The sequence below is a fragment of the Streptomyces sp. NPDC040410 genome (genome assembly GCF_055595715.1).
Genome location: NZ_JBVIVK010000036.1, coordinates 1 through 10,357, shown reverse-complemented (window position 1 = coordinate 10,357; position 10,357 = coordinate 1). Strand labels below are relative to the sequence as shown.

The following is a 10,357-nucleotide window of genomic DNA, read 5'->3' as shown; positions in this document are numbered from 1 at the left end:
CGGGGTCTGCTCCCTGCTCGAGGGCCACCCATGCCTCCCCCCCCCCCCCCCCCCTTCCTCCCCCCCCCCCCCCCCCCCCCCCCCCCCCCCTCTCCTCCCCCCCCCCCCCCCCCGGTGCCGGCCTACAACACCAGGCCGGTGCGACTGCTGTTGTCGGTGAGGGTGCCACGCCCTGTCACCGGCTCGCGTCGGGTGGGAGGGACAGGTCGGCCCAGACGGTCTTGCCCTGGTCGTCGGGCCGGGGGCCCACGCTCACGATCGCCGCCGCCTGGCCCTACCACCAGCCGTTCCAGCCTCTGCCTGGATGGACCAGCGCGGCTTGGCTCTCGCGGACCTCGCCCAGGAGCACATCGACGACCGGATCGCAGGAGCCACCAGCCAGCGGCGCTACCTGATCCGGTACTTCCTGAACAACCGCGCCAACTGCTTTGCCCAGGACGATAGTTGCTCACGCCACCCGAGCCCGTCCACGGCTGGCGGCGGTTCGTCGACCGCGGCCTCCACCATGAGCGCGACCAGTTCCGCCTTGCCGGGCACATAGCGGTAGAGCGACGCGTGGTGAAGTCGAGCAGGCCGGCGACCTTCTGCATCGAGACGCCGCCGAGGCCCTCGGCATCCGCCACCTCGACGCCGTACTCGGTGCGCGGGAGGCTGCGCTGGTGCAGCACCTGGGCGAGCTCCCCGCGCGGGACCTCGACGTCCCCGCCCACGAAGTCGGCTGGCAGGTGGAGGCGCTGACGGCCGCGCTGGTCGACGAAGGTTATCGGGCTGCCGCCGGTGTCGAGGGCACGCAGCTCGTCGGGCACGCCCATCCGCTCCAGCACGGTCAGGTGGGTCTTGCCGCGGAAGTCGACCGCCTGGCCGCTGCCGCGCAGGGCGGGGGGCAAGCTCGACGACGGTGGTCTCGAAGCCGTACCGCCCCAGCCAGTAGGCCAGTGCGGGGCCGGCGATGCTCGCGCCCGAGATCAGGACCTTCGTGCTCACGTGAACCACTCCATCCGGGGCTGCTCGATTAACTGTGTCTTAAGGACACTGTTTATTGCTGTGTGCGGTAGACGCAGTTAGGTCGCCTCGTCCGGGTGGCCTTCCGGAACGGCGCGGCGCCACGCGAGTTCGACCTGGTGATCGGCGCCGACGGGCTGCACTCCAACGTCCGTCGGCTCGCCTTCGGCCCGGAGGAGCGCTACGTCCGCCACCTCGGCTACTACGCGGCCACCTGGCAGCCGCCCAACTACCTGGGCCTGCCGCCCCGTTCAGTCGGCCTCAACGTCCCCGGCCAGCTTGCCGCCGTCGGCGCCGACCACCGCGACCCGACTCGGGCGGGTGCCTTCTTCGTCTTCGCCTCGACCGAACTCCGTTACGACCGCCACGACGTGGCGCAGCAGAAGACGCGGATCCAGGACGCCTTCGCTAGCCTCGGCTGGGAGATGCCCGGGCTACTGAAGAGCCTGGGGCAGGCCCCCGAGCTGTACTTCGACTCGATCAGTCGGGCCGACGTCCCCGCCTGGTCTACCGGTCGGATCGCCCTACTGGGCGACGCCGCCTTCGGGGCCACCATCGGCGGGATGGGCACTGGCACCGCTGTGGTGGCGGCGTACGTCCTGGCTGGCGAGCTGGCCCGGGCCCGCGGCGACCACCGCACCGCCTTCGCCCGTTACGAGCACACCCTGCGCGACTACGCCCGACGACCGCACCGGCCCGCTCCTGGCACCTGGCACCGCGACCCGGCTGCGGGTGCGCAACGGGCTGCTGAACCGGCGCCGGATCCTCGACAAGATGCTGGAGATGGGCAAGCAGATCAGCAGCGTCGACCTGCCTGACTACGCGGCCGAGCTGTCCAACGCCGCTGCGTTCAGCGTCGTGGGCGGACGGGTCGGCCCTCGGGCAGCACGCTGGCGGTGATCACTAGGTCACGGGCGGCTCGCAGGGCACGGTGAAGCTGTGCGCCATCGATCCTTGGCCGCAGAGGGCGCTCTCGGCAGTGAGCAACGTCTGCTCTCGGCTCGTCGACGAAGCCACCCGTTGGCCGCAGCATGGGCGGGAAGGACGGAATAGTGCACGGTTGGAATAAGGGCTCGCAGAGAATCAACATGCTGATTTGATCTCGGGGTTGCTGTCTGCGAGGAACGCGGTGACGTCAGCGGGTGTGCGGAACCTGGCCGTCGAGAGTGGAATGGTGTAGCCGTGCTCGGCCAGGAGGGGCTGGACTTGGCGAACGGCCCTGGTGAGGGTGCTGCCGTTGACTCCGAAGAGCTGGGCGAGCAGGTCTCGGGTGCCGAGTTTGCGCAGGTGGAGCACGGTGGCCAGGACTCTGTCGGCGGTAGTCAGCTTGTCCTTGGCTCCTGCGCCGCGAGCACGGATGCGTTCCCCTCCACGCTGCTGGAGCCGTCCTTGCTCACGTAACTCGTCCAGTTTCTGGGCCAGTTGGTCGACGAGTTCGTCCAGCGCCGGTTCGGGCATGCCGGTCAGCTCCGGATTGCGCAGACACCCACTGCAGGACTGCGGGGACGGACCGCTGGAGGAGCCTGGGTTCTTGGCTGCGCTGGTGGTGTCGCGGGGTGGAGGGTGGAGGGTGTAGTTCCAGTCGCCGTGGAAGCGGTGCCGGTTCATGGGCAGGGCATCGATGTCGCTGTCGGTGACCTTGATGCCAGTGTCGTAGGTGCCCGGGTCGAGTTCGGCGTGGACTTTCAGCCCGGTGCGGGTGGTGGTCGCTGCGATGCTGTTCACGATGACGTCGTGGCTGGTCAGCGGGCGGCCGCGCCAGTTCATGGGGATGTTGGGAGAACAGCCGGTGCTCGATCTTGTTCCACTTCGATGTGCCCGGCGGCATGTGGCAGACCGTGATGTCCAAGCCCGTCTCGGCGGCCAGGGCTGCGAGTTCCGTCTTCCAGGCACGGGTGCGGTAGTCGTAGGACCCGCCTGCGTCCGCGGTGATCAGCAGACGGGTGGCGGCCGGATAGTCGTGCCGGCCTCGGCCCTGCCACCAACGGCGGATGGAGGCGACGGCGAACGCGGCGGTGTCGTGATCAGTGCCGACACTGACCCAGCCGGTATTCGCGGCGATGTCATAGATCCCGTACGGGATCGCCTTGCCCGGTCCCTGCCGGTCCAGGAAGTCGTGTGTCTTGACCAGGACCGGCTCACGGGCCGGCCGCCACTGGCGACCCGCGTTCTTGTAGTCCCCGAACGAGTTCCTTCTTCTTCGTGTCCACACTGATCACCGGCTGGCCGGCGCCCATGTGCTCCCTGGCCCGCTCGTTGATGTAGCGGAACTGGGCGTCACGGTCCGGGTGCTGTTTGCCCTCGATGGTCTTGGTGCCGGCCTGCAGGCTGAATCCCTCCTCACGCAGCAGGTCTCCGACCGTGTCGGCGCTCACCCTGTGTCCCTGACGGGTGAGCTCGGCCGCAAGTTTCCTGGTCGACTTCACCGTCCAACGCAGTGGCGACATCGGATCGCCCCGCTCGTCAGGTTCCACCAGTGCCAGCAGCGCGGGCCGCAGACCCGGATCAAGGTCCACGGCCCTCTTGCGACCACCACCAGGCCTGCGTACCCGACCCAAAGGCTCCTCGCCGGCCTCCAACTCGTCCACGCCCTTGCGGACCGTCGTCTCGCTGACCTGGGCCGCCCGCGCGACCGCCCGGACACCGCCGTGCCCCAGGATCCGGGCCTCGGCCCCCATCATCAGCCGCCGCTGCCGCTCGTCCAAATGCGGAACAACACCCCGAACTTCACAGCGAGTTGACCACGGACCTCATCGGAGATGCTCATATCACGACAACGAGCCGAGTCACGCGAAGCAATACCTTGATTCTCTGCGAGCCCTAACAACTTGGTGCGCGATTGCCTGGGGTAACGCGTTCGGGCGGAGTGCGGCTATCGAACGTGCTGGGTAAGGCTGAACAGGGCGCCGGTGGGATCGCGCAAGACCACGTCTCCGTTGGGGTCCTGGCGAACTTCGGTCGCACCGAGCTGTCGGGCCCGTTTGGCCTCGGCATGGGGCCTGTTGCTGGCGAAACTGACCAGCCAGAGTGATCGCTGTGCCGTTGGTTTCGCTGGCGGCGGGCTGACGGCGGCGATGGAGTTGTCCGGCAACCGGAACCTGGTGTGCTGGGGGTTGGAGTTCCAGTGCAGGGCTGATCTATAGAAGGCGGCGGCCTGCGCGCAGTGGTCGGTGAGAAGGCTGATGCCGGCGAAGGCACCCGGTTCGTGGTTCAGCTGCATGCCGTCATGAGTGCCGGGCTGCCAGAGTGACAGTGGTGCGCCGACGGGGTCGAGCGTGACGGCGGCGTGGCCGAGCGTCCCGACCCGGGTGGGTGCCACGATGATCTGGGCGCCCAGGTTCGTGAAGCGGGTGGCGGTGGCTTGGATGTCCGCCACGGTGACGTTGATCGTCCAGTAGGGTGCGCCGGGGTCCTCGGCCGGCCCCAGGGCGGCGACGAGTTGTCCGCGCAGCGCGCAGAGCCTGTAGCCGTTGGAGTCCGGTGGGGCGACGGTCCAACCGAACAGCGCGGTGTAGAACGCCGTCGTCGTCTCCATGTCGGGGGTGCCGAGGTCGATCCAGCTCACGCTGTTCTCGGGGTGCCGCGTGATGTTCATCGGGATGCCTCTCCGTTGGGGCCGCCTCGCCCCGGTGGTGGAGCGAGGCGGTGTCCAGAGCTGACTCGGCGGCGACCTGCGGTGTCAGGTGTAGTACGGCGAGTTCAGGTCGATGCTGGCGTCTTTGACGATGTCGCCGTCGAACAGTCGTGTCGTTGCCGGGGCTCCGGCCCGGCGGGCTTCTTCGGCGAAGGGGCCCTGAGCGAAGGCCAGGGCGTTCTCTGCGCTGTCGAACTCGTAGAAGCCACCGAGGGTGTGGGTTCCGATGCCGGACAGCCACGTCTTGCGGATCAGGCCCGGTGCGGTCTTCAGTGCCACGTTGACCTGGTGCCAGTCGAACTGCTCGAACGGCACTGCCGCCTGGATCTCGGTGTAGAGAAACGTCTTGCCCATCACGAACCTCCGGTTTCGGGGCCTGCCCGGCCCACCTCACTAGTACGTGCGTCCTAGTAATGTGAGCATGGAGTAGGATGGCCGTACTAGTCAAGGGGGGTTGCGATGGCCGCGGACACGAAATCCCGCATGATCAGCGCAGCGATCGGGCTGCTGCAACGCCACGGCCTGGCCGCGATGTCCTTCACCGACGTCCTGGCCGAGAGCGGTGCCGCGCGCGGGGCGATCTATCACCATTTCCCGGGCGGCAAACAGGAACTCGCGCTCGAAGCCGCCCGCCGCAACGCGGAGGACGTACGCGGTCACCTGCACGAACTGCCGGCCCGCACGCCACGCGAAGTCGTGGAGGCGTTCCTCGGCAACGTCCGCCCCGTGGTGCAGGCGTCCGCCGACGGCGGCGGCTGCGCAGTCGCGGCGGTCACCATCGACGGCGGTGCGGCCATTGCCGACCAGAGCGGCCTGCGCACTGTCGCGGCCGAAGGGTTCGCCAGCTGGGTCGGCGAGCTCACCGGAAAACTCACCCACGCCGGAATGAGCTCGTCTCAGGCCGCGGATCTGGCCACCCTCATGATCGTCACACTCGAAGGCGCGCACATCCTGTGTCGTGCCGCAGGCAGCCTCGCCCCTTTCGACAGAGCTGCTGCGGCCCTGCTCTCCGACCTTCCGAGTTCGGGTTGACCCGGTGCCGGACCGCAACCACGTCGCGCGCTGACACGATCAGGCTGCTGCCACGACATGAACAGGGCCGCATGGGTTGGGTGTTGCTGTGACGCAATACCTTGGCCGCACGGCCTTGTCCCATCGTGTCTTCACCGGCCTCCAGCGCCGTCGACTCGGTTCGCTGATCGCAGAGTTGGCCGAAGCGGTGGCAGGCACATCCGCTCAGGCGAGCCGTGTCAGGTGAGGCCGGCCAGCCAGATCCGGGCTTCCGTGGCCCGGGCAGCCCTCAGCCCGGCCAGCTGCTGCACGGCATCGGTGCCGAGCCGCCGCGCGCCCTCCGTGTCGCCGAGGGCGGCTTGTGCGCGGGCTGCTCCGTACAGGCAGAGCGCGGCGATCTCCTCCTGGCCGCTCCGCTCGGCGCCCGCGAGGGCTGCACGGAAGGTTTCCGCGGCCGTGGCGTGGTCGCCTTCCGCCTCGTGCGACTCGCCCAACCGCATCCGGAGCCGGGCGATCACTGCCGCGTTGCCGCGCTCCAGCCGCATGGCACGCAGCAACGGCTCCTGGGCGCCCCGCGCATGGCCTCGGGCCAACTCGAGATCCGCGGCTGCCTCCAGCGCCTCCACCAGCACCTCGCGCACCGCGATCCGCTCCGCCACGTCCAGGCTCTCGCGTACGTGGGCGTCGGCCGCTTCGTACTGCCCGTCGGCCAGTTCCTGCCGGGCGAGCGCGCTCAGGGCGTCGCTCAGCTTCTCCGGGCGTGCCTGCGCCCGGGCCTCCTCCACCGCCTGCCGCAGCAGCCTGCCCGCCTCGTCGTACTCGCCTTGAGCGGTCAGTACCCGGCCCAGGTTGATCAGCAGCGGTACGTGCTCGTGGTAGTCCAGTTCCCGGGCGAGTTCCAGGCCCTCGGTCAGCAGCATGCGCGCCTGGGCGTGGTGGCCGCGGCGGACGGCCAGCCAGCCCAGACCGTGCAGGGCGTCCACCTCGTCCGTGCTCAGCCGCTCTGCGCGGGCGAGTCCCAGGCATTCCTGGAAGAGTTCCCGCGCCTGGGCATACGCTCCGGCTAGCGCCCGCATCCAGCCGCTGATCTGGAGCAGCCCGGCGATCTGCGGAGCATCACCGTACTCGCGGGCCAGTTCCAGGCCGCGCCGCAGGTGCGCGGCCGACTCGTCGTGCCGTCCCTGCAGTCCGGCGACCCAGCCGAGCCCCTGCAATGCCGGCACCGCTTCGACGCCCTGGGAGCCAACGAGAGCGTCGGAGAAGTGGCGCCGTGCCCGTTCCAGGTCGCCGCGCATCCCGACGCTCCAGCCCAGTTTCAGCAGCAGGCCGACGATCTCGCCGACCGAGTCGGTCTCCTGGGCGCGGTGCATGCCCTCGTCGAGGTACCGCCCGCCCTCCCGCAGGTCGCCGCGCTCCAGGATGACGCTGCCCAGCCGCAGCAGCGTGCGGGCCTCGGCCCGGGCGTCGCCCAGTACCCGGGCCGCGTGCAGGGCGTGCCGGAGGTGGGGCTCGGCCACGGTGTAGAGCCCGCGGTGCACCAGCCGGGGATAGGCGGCGTCGATGCCGGTGAGGAGTTCCTCGTGCATGCCGTGGTGGTGGGCGTGGTCGAGCGCCTGCAGGACATTGGCGAACTCGCGCTGGAATTCCTCGCTCGTCATGCTGACCTCCTCGGCTCCGTCGGGGGGGACCCCCGCCTCGGCGGAATCGGCGCCGAAGGGGCCCTTCCCTCCGGCCATGCCCACGTACACCACGACCATGCGTCGCTCCGCCGCTCCCAACGAGTAGTCCTGCAGGGCCGCGACATTCGTGGATGCGGTGTCCTTGGAGCGTACGAAGTCGTGCACGACTTGGTGCATCGTGTAGCGGTTGTGTCCGGCGGACTCCACCAGACCGGTGCCGGTGAGGGCGCGGATGAGCTCCGGCGCAGCCCGGGCCACGGCCTGCGCGGCTGCTGCCGGGAAGCTGTTGGGCTTCGCAGGGAACGCGGCGAGGGCGAGCAGTGCCCGGCGTGCCTCGGGTGTCAGCCGGTCGTGGCTGACGTCCAGTGCGGCGAGCAGTGAGAGGGACAATCCGGGGATGCTGGGGTGGGCGGCGGCCGGGGCCTGTCGGCGGGCGAGGCGCAGGCGTTCCCCGGCCCGGCCGAGCTGGTCCAGGGCGTCAGCGACCGAGGCTTCGCCGTCGATGGCCGCTCCCCGCAGGTGATGTCCGATCAGGGTCAGGGCCAGCGGCAGCCCGCCTACCAGTTCCACCAGCCTGGCCGCGGCCGTGGGGTCGGCGCCGACCGCTTCCGGCGTCAGCGCCTGCAGCAGCCGCAGCCCTTCGACGGGCACGAGTTCCCCGACACGCAGCGCCGCTCCGCCGAACTCCAGTGCTACCGCGGGAAAACGGGTCGTCATCAGCTGGGCGCAGCCGGGGCCGCCGACCTGGAGGGCGAGCGCGTCGTCCGAGTTCCAGGCGTCGTCGATGACGAGAAGCAGCCGTCTGCCGCCGATCCGGCGGTGCAGCGCCTCAGACCAGCCGACCAGGTCTGGGGCGGCGAGCTCCTGGGGGCCGAGTCCGACATGTTCTCCCCACAGTGCCAAGTGCCGTACGACATCGGTGGTTCCGGCGCGTGAGCCCAGGCCTGCCCACAGCACGCCATCGGGGAAGGTGGCGCGTACATCGTCGTCGTAGGCGAGGTCCAAGGCGAGCGCGGTCTTGCCGACGCCAGGCAGTCCGTACAGGGCGACTGAGCCGGACGGGAGCGCCTGTCTGATCCGGGCGCGGAGCTCGTCCCGCCCGACTAGGAGCTCAGAGGGGCGGGGCGGGGCGAGGAACGGGGCGGGGGCGGGCTCGGGCCGGGGGTGGATGTGGACGGTGGCATGGTCACCAACCAGTGCGACGTCGATGTCCCCGTGGAACTCCACGGGCGTGGGCTCCCCCGGCTGGTCCACAGGGTCACTCCATTGGCGCGGGGGAACCGGACTCGGAGGTACCGGACGCACGCGCCGAGGACGGCAGATCGGGCCGGTTGACGGTCACGTTCACGCGCGCGGCGTCACCGACGACGGCGCTGCCTACCTCTCCGTGGAAGTTCGTCCGGTACTTCGGCCCGGTCTCCGGCGCCCTGCCCGCCTCTGTGAGCACCCGCTGGGCCGCCGCGATCAGCTCGGCGTCCTCCGCGGCGCCTGCGGCGACGAGCTCGGACTGCAACGGCCGCTCCCAGGTGTCGGGTTCCCGCTCGAACCGGTCCAGGACCAGGTTCCCGTCCTCCCGGCCGGCGAGCCGGGCCCGTACCCGCTCCCGCAGGGCGCGGTGGGCGGACCGCACCGCGTTCCTGACGGATTCCTGGGCGACGTCCGTCAATCCCGCCGCCGTACCGGCAGCAAGGGCAGCGATGATCAGCGAAACCGGTTCCACGGACCCTCCCCGACCCTGCCACGAAACGTGTACAGAGCGTAACTCTCAACGCTCCCTTGGCGCCAGCGGTTCCGCGTCTTGCACGTGCCGGACTCCAAGGAGGCGCCGCAGGTAGCGCTGGGCGATCTCGGATTCGGCGAGGGTGCGGGTCGTGGTGCCGTGCCGGACGTGGACGCGGAAGTTGTAGTCGTTGCCCGGAGCGGCGAGTGGCTGAGCAGCCCCAACGACTCGCTTTGATTGCCCAGCGCGGGCTTGAAGTCTGCCCAGTGCTTCTCCAGCAAGGCGAGGATGTCGAGAAGTGGGCGTACGCCAGCTCGCTGCTCGGAACCGAAGCGACCCCGCGCCGTGTACGGCGGCGGCCTCCTCCTCCCGGATCCCCCGGATCTTGACCGCCCGCTCCTCGGGGAACACCTGGGAGACCCAGTCCTTGCCCAGCTTCTTGGGCCAACACCGTGACGATCAGGCTCCGCAACGCCTGCTCAAACGTCGCCAGCGCCTCCGCGGCTGCATCTGTGGCATCGGTTCCTCCACCCCGTGTAACGGCAGGACCATCATCATCCCGAAGGCGAACACCTCACGTCACCGGGCTATCCCCCGCCTGACTCCCGGGCGTTCCGTGTTCTCCTGGCAGGAATTGCCTGGTCTAGCGGTCACTTGCGGTCACGAGACCAGCAGGTCCCGGTGCACAGCGACACGCCGCGGTTCTCCGGGTGGCTTGGCGCGCGACCGCGCCCCGGTTGGCCTGCGCGAGCGCGGCCAGCCCGCCGGAGAGCGGGCCGCGGGGATCTGCCCCAGCCGGGCGCCCCTGCTGGGCCCGGAAGAGGCACTCGGTGATCAGCGCCGCCAGGAGGGGCGGCGCCGTGGCGAGGGGCGGCACGGCTCCGTGCAGGTGCTGATCCTGGTAGTCGTGCACGTACTGTCCCGTGAAGGGCGGGGCACCCTCCAGGAGCTCGTACAAGATCAATCTCAGCGGCGCTTTTGCTGCCGCGCCGCTACACGTTCATCTGGCCGCGCCGATGCGGTGGTCGGTTCACCGGGCATTCCTGCAAGCGACCGACGGCCGCACCCCGTCTGCGCTGGACTCCCCACCGGAGATCAGCCTTTGACCACAACTCCGGTGCTTCCTGGCGCGAACGGTCTGCACCACGACGATGCCGATTCGCGCCGGGGAGTGCCGGGGCAGCGGGGGGGGGGGGGGGGGGGGGGGGGGGGGGGGGGGGGGGGGGGAGCGGGGGGGGGGGGGGGGGGAGGGGAGCGGTATGGGAGGCTGCGCCCGTACCGTTCACCAGTCCCGGCGTTTCCCCCGTGTCC

At 70.0% G+C, this 10,357-nt stretch carries 7 protein-coding genes and 1 pseudogene; 3 read left to right on the top strand and 5 right to left on the bottom strand.

Features of this window, described 5'->3' with window-relative positions; all coding sequences use genetic code 11:
• Window positions 1–304: 304 nt before the first annotated feature.
• Window positions 305–541 (top strand): hypothetical protein, encoded by a 237-nt coding sequence (locus ACZ562_RS36430; protein ID WP_471188560.1) that lies wholly within the window; start codon window positions 305–307, stop codon window positions 539–541.
• Window positions 542–1,079: 538 nt separating this feature from the next.
• Window positions 1,080–1,820: a Rossmann-fold NAD(P)-binding domain-containing protein gene (locus ACZ562_RS36425; protein WP_471188558.1), complete on the top strand. Its 741-nt coding sequence runs from the start codon at window positions 1,080–1,082 to the stop codon at window positions 1,818–1,820.
• Between the two features lie 265 nt (window positions 1,821–2,085).
• Here ACZ562_RS36425 and ACZ562_RS36420 read toward each other — a convergent pair.
• The 3 genes and pseudogenes from ACZ562_RS36420 to ACZ562_RS36410 all read right to left on the bottom strand — a co-directional run bounded on the left by ACZ562_RS36420 (window position 2,086) and on the right by ACZ562_RS36410 (window position 4,990).
• Window positions 2,086–3,769, bottom strand: a pseudogene (locus ACZ562_RS36420) (ISAzo13 family transposase).
• Between the two features lie 105 nt (window positions 3,770–3,874).
• A complete protein-coding gene (locus ACZ562_RS36415; RefSeq protein ID WP_471188555.1) occupies window positions 3,875–4,597 on the bottom strand; it encodes a VOC family protein in 723 nt (240 codons plus the stop codon).
• A gap of 84 nt (window positions 4,598–4,681) precedes the next feature.
• Complete coding sequence (locus ACZ562_RS36410) at window positions 4,682–4,990, bottom strand: hypothetical protein (protein WP_471188553.1); 309 nt, start codon at window positions 4,988–4,990, stop codon at window positions 4,682–4,684.
• 129 nt (window positions 4,991–5,119) lie between these two features.
• Here ACZ562_RS36410 and ACZ562_RS36405 point away from each other — a divergent pair, with 129 nt between their 5' ends.
• The gene (locus ACZ562_RS36405; protein WP_471188550.1) at window positions 5,120–5,668 is read left to right on the top strand and encodes a TetR/AcrR family transcriptional regulator; all 549 of its coding nucleotides are present in this window, start codon (window positions 5,120–5,122) and stop codon (window positions 5,666–5,668) included.
• 218 nt (window positions 5,669–5,886) lie between these two features.
• Here ACZ562_RS36405 and ACZ562_RS36400 read toward each other — a convergent pair whose 3' ends face one another.
• The gene (locus ACZ562_RS36400) at window positions 5,887–8,580 is read right to left on the bottom strand and encodes a tetratricopeptide repeat protein (protein ID WP_471188547.1); all 2,694 of its coding nucleotides are present in this window, start codon (window positions 8,578–8,580) and stop codon (window positions 5,887–5,889) included.
• Between the two features lie 4 nt (window positions 8,581–8,584).
• Entirely contained in the window at window positions 8,585–9,046 is a 462-nt protein-coding gene (locus tag ACZ562_RS36395) for a hypothetical protein (protein ID WP_471188545.1), read from the bottom strand.
• Between the last annotated feature and the right edge of the window lie 1,311 nt (window positions 9,047–10,357).

Bases quoted from the DNA above. Each gene is read 5' to 3' on its own strand.
- ACZ562_RS36430 (WP_471188560.1), top strand. From the start codon at position 305: ATGGACCAGCGCGGCTTGGCTCTCGCGGACCTCGCCCAGGAGCACATC.
- ACZ562_RS36415 (WP_471188555.1), bottom strand. From the start codon at position 4,597: ATGAACATCACGCGGCACCCCGAGAACAGCGTGAGCTGGATCGACCTC.
- ACZ562_RS36410 (WP_471188553.1), bottom strand. From the start codon at position 4,990: ATGGGCAAGACGTTTCTCTACACCGAGATCCAGGCGGCAGTGCCGTTC.
- ACZ562_RS36405 (WP_471188550.1), top strand. From the start codon at position 5,120: ATGATCAGCGCAGCGATCGGGCTGCTGCAACGCCACGGCCTGGCCGCG.